The organism is Acinetobacter sp. F9, from assembly GCF_019195275.1.
Taxonomy (GTDB): domain Bacteria; phylum Pseudomonadota; class Gammaproteobacteria; order Pseudomonadales; family Moraxellaceae; genus Acinetobacter; species Acinetobacter pseudolwoffii.
Genome location: NZ_CP078068.1, coordinates 761,810 through 781,440, shown reverse-complemented (window position 1 = coordinate 781,440; position 19,631 = coordinate 761,810). Strand labels below are relative to the sequence as shown.

21 protein-coding genes and 1 pseudogene are annotated in these 19,631 nt (G+C 42.7%); 7 read left to right on the top strand and 15 right to left on the bottom strand.

Annotated features, from left to right (window positions below; translation table 11 throughout):
* Positions 1 to 112: 112 nt before the first annotated feature.
* The 3 genes and pseudogenes from KT990_RS03830 (at position 113) to KT990_RS03820 (ending at position 2,944) form a co-directional block, all read left to right on the top strand.
* Positions 113 to 988 carry a LysR substrate-binding domain-containing protein gene (locus KT990_RS03830; RefSeq protein WP_180000995.1) on the top strand — a complete coding sequence of 292 codons (876 nt, stop codon included), beginning with the start codon at positions 113 to 115 and terminating at the stop codon, positions 986 to 988.
* 29 nt (positions 989 to 1,017) lie between these two features.
* Positions 1,018 to 1,335: a hypothetical protein gene (locus KT990_RS03825; RefSeq protein ID WP_005097590.1), complete on the top strand. Its 318-nt coding sequence runs from the start codon at positions 1,018 to 1,020 to the stop codon at positions 1,333 to 1,335.
* A 140-nt stretch (positions 1,336 to 1,475) separates the two neighbouring features.
* Positions 1,476 to 2,944, top strand: a pseudogene (locus KT990_RS03820) (carotenoid oxygenase family protein).
* A gap of 226 nt (positions 2,945 to 3,170) precedes the next feature.
* On the opposite strand, the gene KT990_RS03815 reads toward KT990_RS03820, so the two are convergent.
* Both KT990_RS03815 and KT990_RS03810 read right to left on the bottom strand, forming a co-directional pair.
* Entirely contained in the window at positions 3,171 to 3,974 is an 804-nt protein-coding gene (locus KT990_RS03815) for a nitroreductase family protein (protein ID WP_218209192.1), read from the bottom strand.
* Between the two features lie 73 nt (positions 3,975 to 4,047).
* Positions 4,048 to 4,848 carry an enoyl-CoA hydratase-related protein gene (locus KT990_RS03810; protein ID WP_005097587.1) on the bottom strand — a complete coding sequence of 267 codons (801 nt, stop codon included), beginning with the start codon at positions 4,846 to 4,848 and terminating at the stop codon, positions 4,048 to 4,050.
* Positions 4,849 to 4,949: 101 nt separating this feature from the next.
* On the opposite strand from KT990_RS03810, the gene KT990_RS03805 reads away from it, so the two are divergent.
* Complete coding sequence (locus KT990_RS03805) at positions 4,950 to 5,519, top strand: nicotinate-nicotinamide nucleotide adenylyltransferase (RefSeq protein ID WP_005097586.1); 570 nt, start codon at positions 4,950 to 4,952, stop codon at positions 5,517 to 5,519.
* Positions 5,520 to 5,524: 5 nt separating this feature from the next.
* On the opposite strand, the gene KT990_RS03800 is transcribed toward KT990_RS03805, so the two are convergent.
* Positions 5,525 to 6,430: a LysR family transcriptional regulator ArgP gene (locus KT990_RS03800; RefSeq protein ID WP_100329049.1), complete on the bottom strand. Its 906-nt coding sequence runs from the start codon at positions 6,428 to 6,430 to the stop codon at positions 5,525 to 5,527.
* Positions 6,431 to 6,533: 103 nt separating this feature from the next.
* Between KT990_RS03800 and KT990_RS03795 the strand changes: the two genes are divergently transcribed.
* Positions 6,534 to 7,139: a LysE/ArgO family amino acid transporter gene (locus KT990_RS03795; RefSeq protein WP_005097584.1), complete on the top strand. Its 606-nt coding sequence runs from the start codon at positions 6,534 to 6,536 to the stop codon at positions 7,137 to 7,139.
* 453 nt (positions 7,140 to 7,592) lie between these two features.
* Positions 7,593 to 8,156, top strand: a complete 564-nt coding sequence (locus KT990_RS03790; protein WP_051064995.1) for a YceI family protein — start codon at positions 7,593 to 7,595, stop codon at positions 8,154 to 8,156.
* A gap of 166 nt (positions 8,157 to 8,322) precedes the next feature.
* Here the strand turns inward: KT990_RS03790 and KT990_RS03785 are convergent, their stop codons facing one another.
* The 5 genes from KT990_RS03785 to dapD all read right to left on the bottom strand — a co-directional run bounded on the left by KT990_RS03785 (position 8,323) and on the right by dapD (position 11,659).
* On the bottom strand, positions 8,323 to 8,781 hold the full coding sequence (locus KT990_RS03785) for a peroxiredoxin (protein ID WP_005170083.1): 459 nt from the start codon (positions 8,779 to 8,781) through the stop codon (positions 8,323 to 8,325).
* Positions 8,782 to 8,861: 80 nt separating this feature from the next.
* Positions 8,862 to 9,275 (bottom strand): hypothetical protein, encoded by a 414-nt coding sequence (locus KT990_RS03780; RefSeq protein ID WP_005170085.1) that lies wholly within the window; start codon positions 9,273 to 9,275, stop codon positions 8,862 to 8,864.
* Positions 9,276 to 9,291: 16 nt separating this feature from the next.
* Positions 9,292 to 9,960, bottom strand: a complete 669-nt coding sequence (queC, locus tag KT990_RS03775; protein ID WP_005170088.1) for a 7-cyano-7-deazaguanine synthase QueC — start codon at positions 9,958 to 9,960, stop codon at positions 9,292 to 9,294.
* Positions 9,961 to 9,995: 35 nt separating this feature from the next.
* Positions 9,996 to 10,706 (bottom strand): 7-carboxy-7-deazaguanine synthase QueE, encoded by a 711-nt coding sequence (queE, locus tag KT990_RS03770; protein WP_100355703.1) that lies wholly within the window; start codon positions 10,704 to 10,706, stop codon positions 9,996 to 9,998.
* 131 nt (positions 10,707 to 10,837) lie between these two features.
* Positions 10,838 to 11,659 (bottom strand): 2,3,4,5-tetrahydropyridine-2,6-dicarboxylate N-succinyltransferase, encoded by an 822-nt coding sequence (dapD, locus tag KT990_RS03765; protein ID WP_218209191.1) that lies wholly within the window; start codon positions 11,657 to 11,659, stop codon positions 10,838 to 10,840.
* A gap of 318 nt (positions 11,660 to 11,977) precedes the next feature.
* Here dapD and carO point away from each other — a divergent pair, with 318 nt between their 5' ends.
* The gene (carO, locus tag KT990_RS03760) at positions 11,978 to 12,709 is read left to right on the top strand and encodes an ornithine uptake porin CarO (RefSeq protein ID WP_218209190.1); all 732 of its coding nucleotides are present in this window, start codon (positions 11,978 to 11,980) and stop codon (positions 12,707 to 12,709) included.
* Between the two features lie 60 nt (positions 12,710 to 12,769).
* Here the strand turns inward: carO and KT990_RS03755 are convergent, their stop codons facing one another.
* From KT990_RS03755 to KT990_RS03725, 7 genes are all read right to left on the bottom strand, one after another.
* On the bottom strand, positions 12,770 to 13,972 hold the full coding sequence (locus tag KT990_RS03755) for an outer membrane protein transport protein (RefSeq protein ID WP_218209189.1): 1,203 nt from the start codon (positions 13,970 to 13,972) through the stop codon (positions 12,770 to 12,772).
* 116 nt (positions 13,973 to 14,088) lie between these two features.
* Positions 14,089 to 15,012 (bottom strand): CysB family HTH-type transcriptional regulator, encoded by a 924-nt coding sequence (locus tag KT990_RS03750; RefSeq protein ID WP_005097573.1) that lies wholly within the window; start codon positions 15,010 to 15,012, stop codon positions 14,089 to 14,091.
* 54 nt (positions 15,013 to 15,066) lie between these two features.
* A complete protein-coding gene (locus KT990_RS03745; protein ID WP_005097572.1) occupies positions 15,067 to 16,128 on the bottom strand; it encodes a sulfate/molybdate ABC transporter ATP-binding protein in 1,062 nt (353 codons plus the stop codon).
* A gap of 11 nt (positions 16,129 to 16,139) precedes the next feature.
* Positions 16,140 to 17,033 carry a sulfate ABC transporter permease subunit CysW gene (cysW, locus tag KT990_RS03740; protein WP_005097571.1) on the bottom strand — a complete coding sequence of 298 codons (894 nt, stop codon included), beginning with the start codon at positions 17,031 to 17,033 and terminating at the stop codon, positions 16,140 to 16,142.
* A complete protein-coding gene (cysT, locus tag KT990_RS03735) occupies positions 17,030 to 17,863 on the bottom strand; it encodes a sulfate ABC transporter permease subunit CysT (protein WP_005097570.1) in 834 nt (277 codons plus the stop codon). Before cysT ends, cysW begins: the two co-directional genes overlap by 4 nt.
* 87 nt (positions 17,864 to 17,950) lie before the next feature.
* Entirely contained in the window at positions 17,951 to 18,556 is a 606-nt protein-coding gene (locus tag KT990_RS03730) for an RBBP9/YdeN family alpha/beta hydrolase (RefSeq protein ID WP_005097569.1), read from the bottom strand.
* 29 nt (positions 18,557 to 18,585) lie between these two features.
* The gene (locus tag KT990_RS03725; RefSeq protein ID WP_218209188.1) at positions 18,586 to 19,599 is read right to left on the bottom strand and encodes a sulfate ABC transporter substrate-binding protein; all 1,014 of its coding nucleotides are present in this window, start codon (positions 19,597 to 19,599) and stop codon (positions 18,586 to 18,588) included.
* Between the last annotated feature and the right edge of the window lie 32 nt (positions 19,600 to 19,631).

Here is a 19,631-nt window from a genome sequence, read left to right as displayed (position 1 = left end):
GTGAAATTCAGGCAATACAATAGGAGTATTCATATAAACTATAGGTCTATTGAGATTCTTACTACTTTCTCGTTTGGCAGCTTAAAATGCCTGAGAATATGCGGCTGAGTTTATGGAACTTCGACATTTACGTGCTTTTTTAACAGTAGCCCAAGAACAGAGTTTTACCAAAGCAGCAGATAAGCTGTTCACGGCGCAGCCTTCTTTAAGTCAGCAGATTAAGGATCTGGAGCAGGAAGTCGGTGTAATGCTGTTTGACCGCTCATCCCGGCAAATCAAACTGACCGATGAAGGGCAAGCTTTTCTGATTCATGCTGAACAGGCGCTTGAAAGTGCCAAACTGGCAGTTGCCGCGGCGCGTCAGGTGGCGCAGCAGAAAAATAACCAGATCCATATTGGCTTTTTAAATGTTGCAGAACTGAAAGTGATGCCAAATATTCTGGCCAAACTGAAGCAGAATATTCCTGATTTAAAAATACATCTGCATAGTCTGACCTGTATGGAGCAGATTCAACGCCTGAAAAATGCCGAGTTGGATTTAAGCTTTACCCGCTATTGTCTGCAACATCCCGATTTTGACAATATTCATTTAATGAATGAACAGATTTATCTGGTGGCAGCCGAGCATTTACATCCCACAGATCGGCCATTGAAGTTACAAGAATTGAAAAATCATCAGTTGATTATGTGTGAGCAAAATGCCTCGCCCGTCTTTTATGCGCAGTTGAATCACCTGATGTCTTTTGAACAATTGCAGCATGACCAAATGCTGTGGGTTACCAATGTGTTGCAACATATTAACCTGATCAATATGGGCATGGGTTTTAGCTTCGTACCGGAATATCTGCTGCGTTTTTTAAATGAGCATGTGAAAATCGTGCAAACAGATCAAGTCCTGCCACAATTAGGACTTTATGCAACATTTAACAAGAATCCTCATAATTCTGCATTGAATATTATTACCCAGGCACTGGACAATAGATCTTAAATAAGCCATTGAAAATGTTGAAGGGAAACATGCTAAAACTCATTTATTATGTACCAGATGAACATCTTGAAGTGACTAAGGAAGCCTTATTTAAAGCGGGTGCAGGCGGCATCGGAGATTATACCCACTGTGCCTGGCAGGTATTGGGAACAGGGCAGTTTAAAGCGCAGCAAGGTGCAGATCCTTATATTGGTGAAGTCGGGGAATTAGAGCAGGTTGAAGAGTGGCGAGTAGAAATGCTGGTTGCTGATGAAAAGGCGGTCGAGGTCGCCAAAGCTCTGAAAGCAAGCCATCCTTATGAAGAGCCTGCTTTTGAGTTTATTCAGCTCCTGGATATTAAAGTCTAAACGTGCAACCTTATTGCTGCTAGAAGTAATGGTGCGCATCGTGTTTTAGCGTACCATCAGCTTATCTGTTTAAAATGATTAACCTCCTTTTATGAGTATAAAATCAGTCATCATCATAAAAATAAAACAGGAAAATAATAATGCAGTGGTCAAAACAGCTCGGCAATATCCTCAAGAATACGCTCAGTAAAACTATCAAACATGGTGCGGGAATCCTGCATAGCCGCATTCCCTATTCTCATGACAATCCCTATCTGGATGGCATATTTGCGCCACAACGACAGGAGCATTTTGCTACTCAATTGATGGTAGATGGGCAAATTCCTGTAGAACTAGAAGGTGCGCTGATGCGGATTGGCCCGAATCCGATCACGGTAAAGAACCCACGAAATTATCACTGGTTCACCGGTGACGGCATGATTCACGCGCTGAAACTCAAAGCTGGTGAAGCACATTGCTATAAAAGTGCTTATGTCGGATCGGCCAGTGTGCAGAAAAAATTGCATAGACCCCAGATTTTAGGGAAAACGCGTGGAGTCGCGGATGCGGTCAATACCAATATCATCCACTTTGCCGGGAAATCTGGGCACTGGTCGAAGCGGGGGCTTATCCGATCGAAGTAAATCGTGAACTGGAATCAAAACGGCATCAACTTTTTGAAAATGATCAGGATTTACCGTTTACGGCTCATCCGCATATCGACCCGGAAACAGGAGATATTCATGCGGTTTGTTATGATGCCTTGAATCATCATCAGGTTTTTTATTTACATATTGATGCTCAAGGCAAACTGCAACATCATGTCGAAATTCCAGTCAAACATGGCCCGATGGTGCATGACTGTGCCATTACTCAATCTCAGGTGCTGATTCTGGATTTGAATGTCAACTTTTCTATGCGTAGTGCCTTAAAAGGCTCACTATTACCCTATCAATGGAATCCTAAACATCAGGCTCGTATAGGTATGCTGCCTTTTGGTGGCAGTGCGGCAGACATCCGCTGGTATGAGATTGATCCCTGTTTTATTTTTCATACGGTCAATGCTTATGACCTGAACACAGGTGATGTAGTGATGGATGCAGTGGTACATTCCAAGGCACTGGTCAGTTCCATTCAGGGACCAATAGAAGATCAGGAGATTCGGCTGGAAAGATTGATCTTCGAGCAGCAAACAGGAAAAGTCACTCGAACTGTATTATCCAATATCAAGCAGGAATTTCCGCGGATCAATGAAGCCTATACAGGGCGGCCTTATCGCTATGTCTATAGTATTTCCTTTGCCGGCTTTGATGATCCTTATCATGTTAGCAGTAATACACTCTTGTACCATGATCTGGAAACCGGCAGTACAGCAAGCTATTCCTTTGGAGCAAACTGGGTTACAGGTGAGGCAGTTTTTGTCGCCCGAGAAGGTGCTCAAACAGAAAATGATGGCTGGCTGATGTCTTATCTACACGCCTTGGATGGCAGTCCATCGAAAGTGGTGATTTTAGATGCGCAATATATTCAGAAGGGGCCTATTGCCACGATTCATTTACCGGTTCGTGTACCCGTCGGATTTCATTGTAACTGGATGGATGACCGGAAATTGAGAACTTATTATTCTTAGATTTTGATGATGCATAAGCACTTTGGGTGCTGGCACAGTCTCATATCGCGTGAAGATTTAAATCTTTATTTAATAGGTTGATGTTACTTTGAAGGATGAGAAGGGTAGGTCTAAATTAACCGAGATCCCAGGTTAGGCAGAAAATTCATTTCTGAATCTCTGCCTAAGAGTGGTATTCATATCGCCAAGAATATCAAATCAAAGATTTATTCTTCTATTGCTACTGTTAAACTTTCTGGATAAATAACTCACGATCAAAACGGTATTGCGGGAAGAACACGCCGTCTTTGGCGCGTTCACCTGCACCAATCACCATGACTGGATATTGTTCATCATTCAATTTCAGAATTTCACGAACCATCGGCTCATCAAAACCTTCCATCATACAGCTGTCAAAACCATAAGCACGTAAAGCTAAGACCAGATTTTCACAAGCGAGCGCCGTCGTTTTGGTCGCCCACAGTTTCGCATCAGCCGGGCTGAAAGCAGACACTGGCATTTGTTTGTCCAATGTACGGGCAACTTTGAAAGCCACTTTTTTAAAGTTGCCAAAGACATTTAAATAACCGGTTTTATAGTTATATGGAATGTATTTATAGTATTTTTTGATGGCAGCTGGTGCTTCCGGATATGGAAATTCATTGACATTCCGTTTGGCCATTTCATCAATACGGTCGGTACGTGCCACACAGATAATCAGCTCAGAAGCCGTTTTTGCTGCCAGTTGGCTCATGCAGGCTTTGACCAGTCGCTTTTTCTTCGCCGGGTTTTGTACCACATAAAATGTCCAGGGCTGCAAGTTTGACGAATTGGGAGCCAGCAACGCCAGATCCAGACAAGCATCAAGTACATCTTCTGGAATTGGTTTTTTGGTAAATTTACGCACTGAACGACGACTTTCGATCACTTTACGGAAATTATCGACATCAATATCCTGCGGAGCAGGTTCATAATAACGTTTTTTATCCGGATTGGCGCTATCAATGGTTTCAGTAGACTGGGCAATAATGGATGAATTTTCAGTAGACATATTCTTTATTCTTACAGGTAAAGGAATCAATGAGGCAGTCTAAACCAGCTCATTGAGATCCTAAGTTTGAAAATTAGTTGAATTGTGTGAAATCAGGTTTACGTTTTTGCATAAAAGCTTGTACGGCTTCCAGCATTTCCGGAGAGCCAACGCGCTGCATGAAAATTTCTGCTTCATGGTCGATGCAGGCCACAATTTCATCCAGATTATGTTTCATCAAGGCTTTGGTTTGCTTCAAAGACGCCAAAGGTAATGCTGCTAAAGTCTGCGCCTGTTTTTGTGCAGCCGCATAGGCATCTTCTTCAATACTATTCACCAGACCGGCACCGAGTGCTTTTTCGCTATTGAATTTTTGTGCAGTCAGCAATAATTCAGCCGCTTTATGATAGCCCGCCTGCTGAATCAGCAATTTGCTTGAAGCGCCTTCAGGCGATAGGCCCAGACTGACAAATGGAATCTGGAACAGGGCAGTATTGTCACTATAGACCAAGTCACAATGCAATAAGATGGTTACCCCAATCCCGATTGCAACGCCACGTACCGCTGCAATTAAAGGCTTGGAAAACTTGGCAGCCGCTTTGAGTAAAATAAAGGGCGGGCCTTCAGCCGCAGGGGCCTGACCTTTTTTCGCAGCAGATTTCATGAAATCCTGCATATCATTGCCCGCGCTAAAGTCCGTGTCCTGACCGCGTAACACCACCACACGCACCTGATTGTCCTGATCTGCTTCATCGAGCGCTTGAGCAATCCATAAATACAGCTCGCTGTATAAGGCATTTTTCGCTTCCGGGCGATTGATGGCTAAAGTGAGTACGCCATGTTCTAAATTCGCATGCAAATGCTCATGAGGTTGTTGAATACAGCTCAGTGTCATCGTACTATCCTTGCTTTAAAACTTAATTTGATTTTATGAGATTGATTATGTCGCATATTTATTGGGGCGGCACAACTCATGAGTCATAAAAATGATCTGTTATGAACTATACATTTGATTATCTGGTTTTCATTGGCCGTTTTCAGCCTTTTCATCTGGCGCATATGCAAACCATTCAGATTGCTTTGGAACACAGTCAAAATGTGATTTTGGCCCTTGGTTCTGCGCAGAATGAACGCAATATCAAAAATCCATTTCTGGCTTCGGAACGTGAAGCCATGATCCTTGCAAATTTTAGTCCGGAAGATCAGGCGCGGATTCAATTTGTAGAAGTCATTGATGTTTATAATGATGAAAAATGGCAAAAACTGGTGAAATCGCTGATAAATCAGGCCATAGAACCGAATGCCAAAGTCGGACTGATTGGACATTTTAAAGATGATTCTTCATATTATTTAAAATTTTTCCCGGAATGGGAAATGGTCGAACTGGAAAGCCTAGAAGGTGCTTTATCCGCTACGCCGATGCGTGAAGCTTATTATCGCGGTGAAATTCAACGGGATAAATTTCCACAAGGCACGATTGAGTTTCTAGAGCAATTCCAGCATACCGAAACCTATCAGCAACTCAGTCAAAAATTTGTCCAGAAGGATAAAAGCAATCTGGCCTGACTCGATCAGATGGCTAGAGGCTGATTCATGGTGGTCTGAGCATGCTGTTTTAAACATTCACCCAGAATCGCCAGAGCAGGAGACTGCTGTTTCCAGTGATGCCAATACAAGGGGACTTCAATTCGCATTTCACCGGAAAGTTCAATCAATTGTCCTGATTCCAGCAAATGCCGGGTTTGATAATCCGGCAACCAGCCATAACCCAAGCCCATGACAATGGCATCAAAAAATGCATGCGTCGATGGAATAAAAAAGTGAGGATATTGTGCCGGACTCAGGCCAAATTCTTGCTGGATATACTGGGTATGCAACTGGTCTTTTTCATTAAACAGAATCGCCGGTGCGTGGCGTAAGGCATCACGATGTATTCCTTGTTGAAACCAGTTCCGGGCAAATTCAGGCGTGGCAACCAGACGGTAGTGCATTTGTCCAATCCGCTCGGCCAGACAGCCTTTCATGGCTTTGGCTTCAGTGCTCAAACAGGCATTGACCAGTCCGGCTTCCAGTAAATGATGGGTTTGTGATTGGTCATCCAGTTGAAAATGCAGCACAATTTTATGCTGGATCAGTTGGGCTTGTAAGGTCGGCAATAACCAGGTCGCAAGTGAATCGGCATTGGTGGCAATATTCAGACAGTAAAAACCTTCCTGTTGTACCTGTCCGCCCAAATCCTGCATCAAATTCTGTTCTAGCAAACGCTGATGCTGTAAATAATGCAATAAAGTTTGTCCAGATTGAGTCACGCGACAAGGCCGGTCTCTCACCAGCAGCAAGTGTCCCAATTGTTTTTCCAGACTCTGAACACGAAGGGTCACTGCTGAGGCAGTAATATTGAGTTGTTCTGCCGCCAGATCAAAACTTCCAGTTTTTGCAACCGCGTAAAAAGCATCACATTGTTTCGCATTCAGCATCGCTACAATCTAAGAAAAATTTAGTTAAATTGATATTAACTTAGTTTTAATGAATAGCTTCCTTTTTGTTGAATAATTCATGTATTCAAAAAAGGGGAATGTGATGTTCAGTTATATGGTCAGTGGCTTTGCTGTAGGTATGAGCCTGATTGTCAGTATCGGGGCGCAGAATGCCTTTGTACTAAAACAGGGTTTAAAACAGCAGCATATCTTCCTGGTCTGTTTGACGTGTGCCTTGTCTGATACTATTTTGATATTATTAGGTGTTTTTGGTTTTGCTCACATCATTGAACATTATCCAAATGCGGTTATGTTTTCTAAATATATTGGCGCAGGATTCCTGTTTTATTATGGTCTGCAACATGCAATCAATGCATTTAAATCAACAGAAGTTTTGGCTCCAAGTGATCAAGTTACAGCACATTTTTTACAAGTGTTGATGATCTGTCTGGCATTTACTTGGTTAAACCCGCATGTTTATTTAGAAACCGTCATCCTGATTGGTTCAATTTCAACGCAATATAGCCTAGGAAAATGGTGGTTTGCGCTTGGTGCTGTGTGTGCATCCTGGTTTTTCTTTTTTAGCTTGGGCTATGGGGCAAAGATATTGACACCCTGGTTTCAGCATCGCCATGCCTGGAAGGTTCTGGATGCTCTCATTGCTTGTACCATGTGGATCGTCGCAGGGTCATTAATTCTAAGCATTTAATTCAACTGGTAATATAAAAATCCTCAATTGAGGATTTTTATATTTTGAACAAGAGAATGCGAGTAAGGTCTGTAATTGATATTTTTCTAAACATTCTGTTTAAACATTTTTCAAAGAGAATCACAATAGAAAATGGAGTTTGCAGTGCTCGCTGTGTAAGCAAATTTTACTTCAGATTTTGTTGGAATATATGATCATATTTAGGAGATGAATTTTAAAATCAAACTATTAACAGTCTCCATTCGATGAGTATACTTCGATTAAGCCATTTCTTAAAAATAAATACTAACGATTATTTTTTCCATTAGTCACTAAGGGTTTTACAAAAACTTCAGTTAACTGGTATAAAAATAACGAAAACAAAAATTCTAAAACTGAAAAGAAAATTTAATTTCAGCTTGAAGCGTGTATCTAAATCCGATCAATAAGAAATTAAACAAGGTGGATTTAAAATTGAAAACAACAATAAAAACTGGACTGATTGGCCTGGCAATCTGTTTATTTTTCAGCAGTCAGACTTTTGCAAAATCATGGACGCTCACTCCTAAAAGTGATGTCGGCTTTGAGATCAAGTCAATGGGACTGACTGTGGTCAAAGCCAAGTTTAATCAGGTGCAATCCAGCATGCAGTTTGATGCCAAAGCACCGCAAAATGCTTCAACGCATCTGGTCATGGATGTCGAGAGTTTGAGTTTTAATAAACCGTTATTGAAACATATGATTTTGGGTGAAGACCTTTTTTATGTTGAAAAATACAAAACGGTAAGTTTTAAAAGTATCCAGTTTAAAGACCTGGGCAATGGTAAATACAATGTTTTAGGCAATTTGACTTTGCGTGGTGTGACCAAACCGGTGATTTTTGAAACAACCTTTAAGTCGAGTCTGTCTAATGACAACTTGCTCGAAGTCCAGGCATTTGCAGTGATTAACCGCAGTGATTTCGGCATGAGAAAGGGGATCGCAGGCGTAGGGGAGAAAGTGAATCTGCATCTCTCGGGTCATTGTGAAGTTAATTAAGGGTGTTTGAATACAGTCTTTTTTCAGATTAATAGACTGCTGCATGTCTATTGCTTAGCTTTAAAAATTGAAGCATAGAAGACATATAAAATGCTTGTATTACATCAAAGTAATCACAAAAAAAGCCCGATTTTTTCGAGCTTTTATCCTTGCAGGAAATAGTCAATTAAGCACTTTGCAGAGCTTTTAAATCTTCCAGGACTTGTTCGGCATGACCTGCGGCTTTGACTTTACGATATTCTTTGACCAGTTCGCCGTTATGGAAAATAAAAGTCGAACGCTCGATCCCCATGACTTGTTTGCCATACATGTTTTTTTCTTTAATCACATCAAAGTGATTACACAGGATTTCTTCTTTATCACTGATCAGATTAATACTCAGATTCTGCTTTTCAGTAAAGTTTTGATGGGCTTTGACCGAATCACGAGATACGCCAATAATGGTGGTATTTAAAGCATCAAACTGATCTTTTAAACAAGAAAATCCGACGGCTTGAGTGGTACAACCCGGAGTAGAATCTTTAGGATAAAAATAAATCACCAGCCATTCTGTATCCAGCTGGGTTAAATTGATTTCAGCTGTCGTTGCAGGGAAACTCTGGTCAAGCAAACTGATGGCAGTCATATTAACTCCTGTTTTATTTAAATTTTTCAAAAAAATAAGCCACATTATAGTGGCTTATTTCATCAAAGAATAATGAGATATTATTTCTTCGGCGCAGCTTGAGCTGATTTCATTGCTTCTTCAGTCAAAGTTTTCAGTTTGCCTGTTAACTGTGGACCAAAACATGCTTGCAGGTCTTTATTCTGCTTCTGTACAAAAGCTAAAGTTCCAGGACTTTTCTTCTGATTAATGGTGCTTTGGATTTCCCATTTTTGTGCATTGGTTAGTTTACCATCTGCTTCAACAGCGCAAGTACAATATTTACTGACTTCAGCAGCGGTCAGTTTTTTACCTTTGCCAGTTTCATCTTTACAAACATTGATCAATGCAGATTTTACATTGGTGCTTTTATAAGCTTGTTGTAATTTGTCATCAGCTGCCTGAGCCGTTGTTGCGAACATAGCAGCAGCTGAAACAATTGCTGAAAGCACGATGCTTGATTTTAAATTCTTCATAAACTCTACCTTGTTATTACGGTATATAACGTGTCGGGTCTTCAACACCTGCGTCCGCAAAACCCTGTTTACGTAAACGGCAACTGTCACATTTGCCACAGGCACGTCCTTGGTCATCTGCTTGATAGCATGACACCGTTTGACTGTAGTCTACGCCATGTTCAATACCTAAGCGAATAATATTTGCTTTGGATAAATGTAACAAAGGTGTTTCAAATTTGAGCGCCTGACCCTCTACGCCAACCTTGGTCGCAAGGCGTGCCATGTTGGCAAATGCGTCAATAAATTCCGGTCGGCAATCCGGATAGCCCGAGTAATCAACCGCATTAATTCCGATCACAATTGCTTCGGCTTTAAATACTTCCGCAGCGGCTAAAGCATAAGACAGGAAGATGGTATTACGTGCCGGAACATAGGTAATCGGGATACCGGCTTGTTCATGATCAGGCACCTCAATGCTATGATCGGTAAGGGCTGAGCCACCCAGATTGCCCAGATCAATATTAATCACACGATGTTCCACACCGGCAGCTTGAGTCAGTGCTTTGGCTGCATCCAGCTCTGTGGTTGAACGCTGACCATACTTAAAACTGATCGCGATACATTCGTAGCGTGCCTGTGCCCAAGCCAGACATGTAGTTGAGTCTAATCCGCCAGATAACAGAACAATGGCACGAGGGCGCATAAGCTGATTCTCCAAAAAAGTAACTTTACAAAAAATTAACGACCAGTTTCATCATTCCATAACAACTTGTGCAGCTGTAACTGGAAACGAACAGGGAGATGGTCTTCTAAAATCCACTGAGCCAAATCACGCGCCAGTTGCGGTAAACGAACCGCGCCTTTTTCAACCGCAAATGCAGGCGAGAACCAGACTGTACTGACTTTCTCTTGAAGCTGATACTGTTCAAGCTGCTGCTTTGACCATTCATAGTCTTCACGGTTGCAGATCACAAACTTGATTTGATCATGTGGCGTTAAATGATCCAGATTGGATAACAAATTTCGTGCAACTTCACCTGAAGTTGGGGTTTTTAAATCTAGAACTTTGGAAACGCGCGAGTCTACTTTAGCAACATCTAAAGCACCACTGGTCTCTAACGAAACCTCACAACCTAAATCAGCAAGGCGCTGCATTAAAGGCAGGGCATTCGGTTGAGCCAGTGGTTCACCACCGGTCACACAGACATAGGGTGTTTTAAAATCGAGCGTGGTCTGAATAATTTCATCCAGAGACTGACGCTGACCACCTTCAAATGAATAGGTGGTGTCACAGTATGTACAGCGTAACGGGCAGCCGGTTAAGCGGATAAAAACCGTTGGCAAGCCCGCAGCATTGGCTTCACCTTGTAATGAATAGAAGATCTCCGTAATGCGTAAACCCGCAGACGGATCAGAAACTGGAATTGCGGAAGAACGAAGCGTATTCATAACAAAACTAACCACTGAGAAATAAATAACCGGGTATAAAAATAAAAATCCCTACGATCATGACTGATCGTAGAGACGGGGAGCGCTTGAAGCTCCGAGGAACACCAATGTGCCCTCTAAGTTAAGACATATTAGTCTTCGCGTAATAGATCGTTCAGGCTGGTTTTGGAACGAGTTTGCGCATCTACTTTTTTCACGATAATCGCAGCATAAAGGCTGTAAGTACCACATTTAGAAGGCAGACTACCTGCAACAACGACTGAACCTGCTGGTACGCGACCATAGTGAATTTCACCAGTGGCACGATCATAAATCTTGGTCGATTGACCAATGAATACGCCCATTGAAATTACAGAACCTTCTTCAACGATCACGCCTTCAACGATTTCAGAACGTGCACCGATAAAGCAGTTATCTTCAATAATCGTCGGGTTGGCTTGAAGTGGTTCAAGTACACCACCAATACCAACACCACCAGACAAGTGAACATTTTTACCAATCTGTGCACATGAACCCACAGTTGCCCATGTGTCCACCATCGTACCTTCATCTACATAGGCACCGATGTTGACATAAGAAGGCATCAAGATCACGCCTTTGGCCTGGAATGAACCTTTACGCGCCACCGCGGGAGGGACTACACGTACGCCAGCCGCTTTGAATTGTTCTTCAGTCCAGTCTGAGAATTTAGTATCTACTTTGTCATAGAAACGAAGATCACAAGCTTGCATTGGTTTGTTGTCGTTTAATTTAAATGATAACAATACCGCTTTCTTAATCCATTGATGAACAATCCATTCACCATCGATTTTTTCAGCAACACGTAAAGTACCATTGTCTAGACCAGCAATTACGTCCTCAATTGCTTGACTGATTTCAGCAGGGCAATCTGCAGCTGTGAAATTCGCACGATCTTCAAACGCTTTTTCAATGATTGTTGAAAGCTGCGACATGATCTTCCTTCCAGAAAAAATTTTCTAGATTTTACACTATATTGCATTAAAAATAGTTGAGCAGATTGAAAATAGATGAAAAATAGCCAAAAGTGTGGGAAGTTTGAAAGAATGAACGTGATAAGTGTTATTTTTCATTATTTTAAAATGTAGTAGAAGTGTTAGAAGAAGCCAGGTTATCAACAAGAAAAACTAATTTGTATCAAAAAATAACAAAAGATCAGCAAAACATGAATAAAAAATATTTTTTAAGTCCTTTATATTGAACCCATCACGAATAACTAATGATCAAAATAAGTTCTTTTGAGGAGAGAAATAATGAAGTCTTTACATAAAATTTTAGCAGTTTCCATTTTGGCTGCAGCAGCTGGCTCTGCTATGGCTGCTGATGAAACAATCGTAACAGATGAAGGTGTGGCATCTTTTTCTTTCTTTAAACCCGCAGCTGTTCGTGCTGAAGTCGGTACTACCGGTTATGGTGGTGCACTTTCATGGAACGTGAACCCATATGTCGGCGTGACTTTAGGTTATAATGGTGGTGACATTTCCTGGTCTGATGACTTGTCAATCAATGGTTCGAAATATGACCTAGATATGGACAATAACCTGACTTATTTAAACGCTGAGATTCGTCCTTGGGCGAACTGGTTCTATATGGCGGCCGGTGTCGCATATATTGATAATGATTATGAAATTGATCGTCGAGTTGGTAATGATGAAACTTTTTCTGTAAATGGTATTGAATTCCGTGCTGATGGAGAGGCGCGTATTAATGGTGATTTATCATATAAAAACAATCTCGCACCTTATGTAGGGATTGGTTTCTCACCAGCAATTACCAATCGTTGGGGCGTATTTGGAGAGATTGGTGCCTATTATAATGGCAACCCAACGGTTAACTTAACTCCAAGCGGATCAGCTACTCCTAACACTCCAGGGGTTACTGCTGACTTTGCGCAACAAGTTGGTTTTGAGGAAGACAATATTCGTAATGACAATGAATACGAATGGCTACCAGTAGCGAAACTGGGTGTCAGCTTCCGCTTCTAAGCTATAGCTGCATAAAAAAAACGAGCTTCGGCTCGTTTTTTTATATTTTCTAAAAATACTTTAAAAGTGATAACCCAGTTTTAAGCCCACGATCCAAGCACTATTATCAGAAACAGCGGATAAGCCTGCAATCTGAGGCATAAGTGACTCAGATGTTGAGATCTCAGGTTTTTGAAATTTTAAATAATAGAATCCTGTGGCAATATCCCAAGTATCTTGAATCTTGTAAAGATGACCTAGTCCAATACCCCAATATCCATCACTCGGATTTAATGTCGAAGCCGGATTTCCTGTACCGGAATCCCATAAAAGCTCGATAGAGTTTATGCCAAAGGAGGGCCATTGATGCGCCAGACCGATTTTGGCAGACCATTGATCCTCCCGATAATTAATCATCCTGAATGATTTTAATTCTGGAAATTCTAAGGCCGCATAGTCAATCACTGCACCGAATTTAGGCGGCTGAATGACAAAATTTTGCCAGTTTAACCAGCGTAATGTGCCATAAAAGGCCTTTTGATAAGGCAATCCTGTTTGAAAATCCAGATGGATGGATTGAGGGGTTTGAATCTGGGTATAGGGGGAGGGATTGGTGCCTACGACAATCGATTCAGCAGTTTTATGATGGTGAGCAATGGCTGAACGGTAAGTCAGTGCAGTTCTAAAAAAATATTCGGGTAGTTGATAACTGAATCCTGCAAGCCAGCCCCAAGCGGGATCTTGTTCAAATGTAGCCCGATAACCATTAAATATATAAAAGGTTTGCCCGGATAAATATAAGCTTCCTTCCAGACTTTGATAACTTAGCCCTGTATAAAAATTCCAGTGATTATCCGGTTGGAAGCCGATTAATGATGTGAGATTGTGGCTATCAAACTGGATAGTCGCGGCTTCAACAGAAAGCGCTTCACCTGCAAAAACAGGATTATAACTATAAGCCACATCTACATGATAAGGCTGATCATAAATCAGTCCCCATGATAGTTGAGGGTGAAGCTGTAATTTTAAGGCAACATTAGAGATAAATTGCGTACTGGCAAGTTGGCCCGTAGAAAAGTCAGTAATACCCAGTTGTTGCAGCTGCTCGGTATACTGTACCTGACCGCTAATATCAGGGCGAACCCAAGCCAATGAAATTTCAGCATAATGATTTTTTTCAAAAAAAGAGTGAATACTTTGATTGGACTGTTCAAAAGCAGCGCTATAACCTGACCCAGAAAAAGCGCAGCCCATACAGAAAAGAGCAAATTTGCTGTCGATCATATTGGTATAATTCAATTTATTATTAATGTGATTATGCTTGATATTTATATAGATTATCCACTTGAAAATAATAAAGAGGCTCGCTCTGGCCTCTTTGATTGAAAACTTATATATTTTTATTCGTCTGGATAGGCGACTTTTTTAAGCGCTTTAATATCGGCATCCGGCGAGCACAGGGAAATAAACTCGTAGCCATAACCACGTAGTAAATGTCCTTTACGTACCGCAATCCAGGTGGTATTCATGCCAAAAATATCCGTTTTAATCTGCTTTAAACGGTAATCACGCTCCGGGTCATAAGCGACATCGTTGACAATGCCGACGCCCATATTCATTTCCACATAGGTTTTAATCACATCGGCATCGAGTGCGGACATGACGATATCGACATCAAAGCCGGCTTCTTCAAAGGCGGTATCAATCTTGGAGCGACCGGTAAAACCACCATGATAGGTAATAATCGGGTAATGGGCCAGATCTTCGATCCGGATCTGATCTTTAGTTGCAAGTGGATGATTTTGCGGCGTAATAATACTATGTTGCCAGTTATAATAAGGTACGCTGGCCAGATTGTCTTCAGTCGTCAGTGCTTCGGTTGCAATACCGATATCGGCTTGACCTTGCAGCAGCATTTCCGTGATTTCTACCGGGCTGGCCTGTTGCAGAATCAAATGTACTTTAGGAAATTCTTTTTTAAATTGGCTGACAATCGGCGGTAGCACATAGCGCGCCTGGGTATGCGTGGTGGCAATGGTCAAGGTACCTTCATCAACTTTATTAAAATCATCAGCCAGACGCTTAATATTATCGGCATCGACCAGCATGCGTTCTACAATTCCTAATAGTGCCTGACCCGGCTCGGTTAAACCCAGTAGACGCTTACCCTTACGGATAAACAGCTGTACGCCAAGCTCATCTTCCAGATCTTTAATATGCTTACTTACTCCAGACTGCGAAGTATAAAGTGCAGCTGAGGCTTCAGTTAAATTAAAGTTCTGTCTAACCGTTTCTCGTATAATTCTTAATTGTTGGAAATTCATAATTCTCTTTACCCTAGAAGAGGATGGGGCATTTCGAAGCCCCATCTTTTGGTCTTAAGCGACCTGATTTTCAAATAAATGCAAGTTCACCGCACTTAACCACACGGTTTGATTGGGGCGGAATTGGTGTGCTCTTGCTTCATCAGGTGTCAGTAAAATTTCAATCAAGTTACCCTGACGGTCATTCAGTTCTGCAACGACTTTACCCGCAATCCATAATTCACGTATGAAGGTGGCCTGAATGGCATTGTCTTGTGGCTGTGCATGAATGCGCAGCTCATCAGGACGTGCGAATAAAATCACTTCACCTTGAGCAGCATTTTTTGCGCCATCAAAGTGAATGCGATCTTGCCCGAGCTGAATAATGCCGCCGTTGTTCTGGCCTTCAAAACGATTGGCTTGACCCAAGAAATCAAACACAAATGGGGTTGCCGGCGTTTCATAGACCTCACGTGGCGAACCGATCTGTTCGACATTACCTTTGTTCATCACCACAATCTGATCGGCCACTTCCAGCGCTTCTTCCTGATCGTGGGTCACAAAGATCGAGGTGATGTGCAACTCATCATGCAAGGTACGTAACCAGCGACGTAATTCCTTACGGACTTTGGCATCCAGTGCACCGAAAGGTTCATCTAGCAACAGCACACGCGGTTCAACGGCTAAGGCACGTGCCAATGCAATACGCTGACGCTGGCCACCTGAAAGCTGAGCAGGGTAACGGTCAGCCAGAAAACCCAGCTGAACCAAATCAAGTAAACGCGTAACACGTTTTTTAATTTCCGCTTCAGATGGACGGGTTTTACGTGGGCGAACACGCAGACCAAAAGCAATATTGTCAAATACCGTCATATGACGAAACAGGGCATAATGTTGAAACACGAAGCCGACTTCACGTTCACGTACATGAACATTGGTCGCATCCTGACCTTCCAGAATGACCTGACCGCCATCTGCAGATTCTAGACCTGCAATAATCCGTAGCAGCGTGGTTTTGCCGCAACCTGATGGGCCGAGCAGGGCCACCAGTTGACCATCTGGAAAATCCAGCGAGATATTTTTAAGTGCATGGAATGCACCAAAGTGTTTTTCAATATTTTGTACTTGAATACTCATGTTGGCATTCCTTAAGAAACTGTAGAATCTTGATTACGTTTGTCCTGTTTTTCCTGGCGCAGTTCCACCCATGTTTTTAAAATCAGGGTGACAATTGCGAGGAGAGCCAGAAGCGAAGACACGGCAAACGCAGCACTAAAGGTATATTCGTTATAAAGAATTTCGACGTGTAGCGGTAAAGTATTGGTTTCACCGCGGATATGACCGGATACAACCGATACTGCACCAAACTCACCCATGGCCCGTGCATTACACAGAATCACGCCGTAAATCAGACCCCATTTGATATTTGGCAGGGTCACTTTCCAGAAAGTTTGCCAGCCAGATGCACCGAGCACAATCGCAGCTTCTTCTTCTTCCGTGCCTTGTGCTTCCATTAATGGAATTAACTCACGAGCCACGAAAGGTACAGTAATAAAGATGGTCGCCAGGACAATGGCAGGCACTGCATAAAGGATCTTGATGTCATTGTCCATTAGCCAGGACCCCATCCAGCCTTGCGTACCGAAAATCAGTACCAGCATTAAACCGGCAATCACGGGAGAGACCGAAAATGGCATATCAATCAAGGTGGTCAGGAAGGATTTACCCCGAAAGTTAAACTTCGCCACTGACCATGCCGCAGCCACACCAAATACCACGTTCAGCGGTACGGCGATTGCAGCAGTCAAAAGTGTAAGTTTGACCGCAGATAAAGTATCTGGATGCACCAATGCCTGTGTATAAACACCAATTCCCTGTTTAAAGGCTTCCACAAAAACCAGAATCAAAGGCAGGATCAGGCAGCTCAAGAAAAAAATCAGTGCAATAGTGATCAGGGTATAACGTACCCAGGTTGGCTCACGGGTTGCATCACGGGATTGCAGTTTTTCAGCCAGTGCATTGCTGTTGGTATTCAAACTCATCGTGCAGTTCTCCCGGTACGGCGGCTGGCCCAAGCTTGCAGTAAGTTAATCAGGAACAGCAGGACAAATGAAATCAGCAACATCACCACCGCAATTGTGGTTGCACCGGCATAATCATATTCTTCTAAACGGGAAATAATCATCAGTGGGGCAATTTCTGTTTCAAAAGGCTGATTCCCGGCAATGAAGATCACCGAACCATATTCACCAACACCGCGAGCGAAAGCTAACGCAAAGCCAGTGATAAGCGCAGGAAGTAAAATCGGGAAAATGACCTTGGTCACAATTTGCAAGCGATTTGCCCCGAGTGCAGATGCAGCTTCTTCCAGTTCAGTTTCCAAATCACTGAGTACTGGCTGTACGGTACGAACCACAAAAGGCAGACCAATAAAGATTAGAGCCAGCGTAATACCAATCGGGGTATAAGCAACCTGAATACCAATCGGTTCAAGATACTGACCAATCCAGCCAGTCGGCGCATATAAAGAGGTCAAGGCAATACCGGCCACCGCTGTTGGCAGGGCAAAAGGCAAATCGACCAAGGCATCGACAATACGTTTGCCCGGGAAGCTATAACGTACCAGACACCAGGCCAATAACAGGCCAAACACCACATTCACCAGCGCAGCAATAATGGCTGCACTGAAACTGAGTTGTAGTGATTTTTGAATACGTTCAGAGCTCAGGATTTCCCACAAGCCTTCCCAGCCAATGCCCAGTGATTTAATAAAAACAGCAGACAGCGGGATTAAAACGATTAATGATAAATACGCTAGGGTAAAGCCTAGAGAAAGACCAAATCCTGGCAGCACTCGGGATCGCTGCGACATGATGACTCCTCAAAAGAGAGAAAGCTGGTTAAAACTAACCAGCGAAAATTAAAAAAAGAAATTGGACACAAGCATAATTTGCAACGACTAAAATGCAAATTTGAAATAATACTTGCTGTCATCAGTATTGCTGATATGTTGCATAGTCTTTTCTGAAATCAAATACTGGGCAAGTTCAGGAAAAGGGCCAAATCCTGAAGCGACATTGACATGCCCCACCTGTCCGAGATTAATCGGTTTGAGTTTCCAGGCTTTGGCCAGAAACTGGGCGTCTGCATAGCTTAACCAGGGATCATTTTCACTGATTAATAACGTGGCCGGAACCTGAATCTGCACTTGCTGAAAATAATGGCTGTAATCGGTCTGGCTGTTACGAACAAAACCATTTTCCCCAAAACGTGCCGGATTGGCCGGCGCGACCAGAATCAGCTTTTTAACTTTAGCAGTCAATTCTGGATGTTGTGCCAGTGCTGCGACCGAGGTTAAACAGCCAAAGCTGTGCGCTACAATCTGTACATCATCTTGAATATCTTGCAGGGCTTTGACAAATTCAGTGATCCATTCCTGCAAAACGGGATGATTCCAATCTTTTTGTTGCACACGAGAGCATCGACTGAGCTGATGTTGTAAGCATGTTTGCCAGTGATTGTATTCGCTACCACCTACACCTGGAACAATAAGCGTATGTATCATATCGATGCTCCTGTCAGATCAGCTGCGAATTACTTCGCGCTGTTTGCCTTCACAATCTGGTCGAAAATACCGCCATTCTCAAAATGCGCTTTTTGCACTTTTGCCCAGCCGCCAAATTCCTGATCAATCGTTACCAGTTTGAGTGGTTTGAATACATGATTATATTTCTTTAAAGCTACTTCACTGCGTGGACGATAATAATGTTTGCCTGCCAGGTCTTGACCCAGTGGCGAGTACAGGAAGTTTAAATAACCTTGAGCCAGATGCTTATTGCCTTTTCTCGCTGCATTTTTTTCTACAATCGCCACTGGCGGTTCAGCCAGAATAGACAGACTTGGTGTGATAATTTCAAACTTACCTGGTTGCTCACGAATCGCTAAGTACGCTTCATTTTCCCAGGCCAGCAAGACATTACCGATCCCACGCTCGGCAAAGGTGGTGGTTGCACCACGCGCACCTGAATCCAGGACTTTGGTGTTTTTATAAATTTGGCGAACAAATTCTTGTGCAGTCGTGTCATTGCCACCGGCCTGATGTTTGGCCCATGCCCATGCCGCCAGATAGTTCCAGCGCGCGCCACCTGATGTTTTCGGATTCGGGGTAATAATACCGACACCCGGTTTCACCAGATCGCCCCAGTCTTTAATCCCTTTGGGGTTGCCTTTATGCACCAAAAATACGATTGTTGAGGTATACGGTGTCGAGTTTTGTGGCAGTTTCTTTTGCCAGTCTGCTGGCAACAATTTGGCTTTTTCTGCAAGCACATCAATATCGGCTGCGAGGGCCAAAGTCACCACATCTGCATTCAAGCCATCAATAACAGAGCGGGCCTGTTTACCAGAACCACCATGGGATTGCTTGAAGTTAATTTTTTGACCCGTACGGCTTTCCCAGTATTTGCCAAAACTCTTGTTGACATCTTCATACAATTCACGTGTCGGATCGTAGGAAACATTCAGAAAATCACGTGCTGAAGCACCTAATGAGGTTGCCGAAATCACAGCAGCCAGAACCCCAAGTTTTATTGTTTTTGAAATACTCATTAGAAACCTCAATTTCTTACACGTTTTGTAAC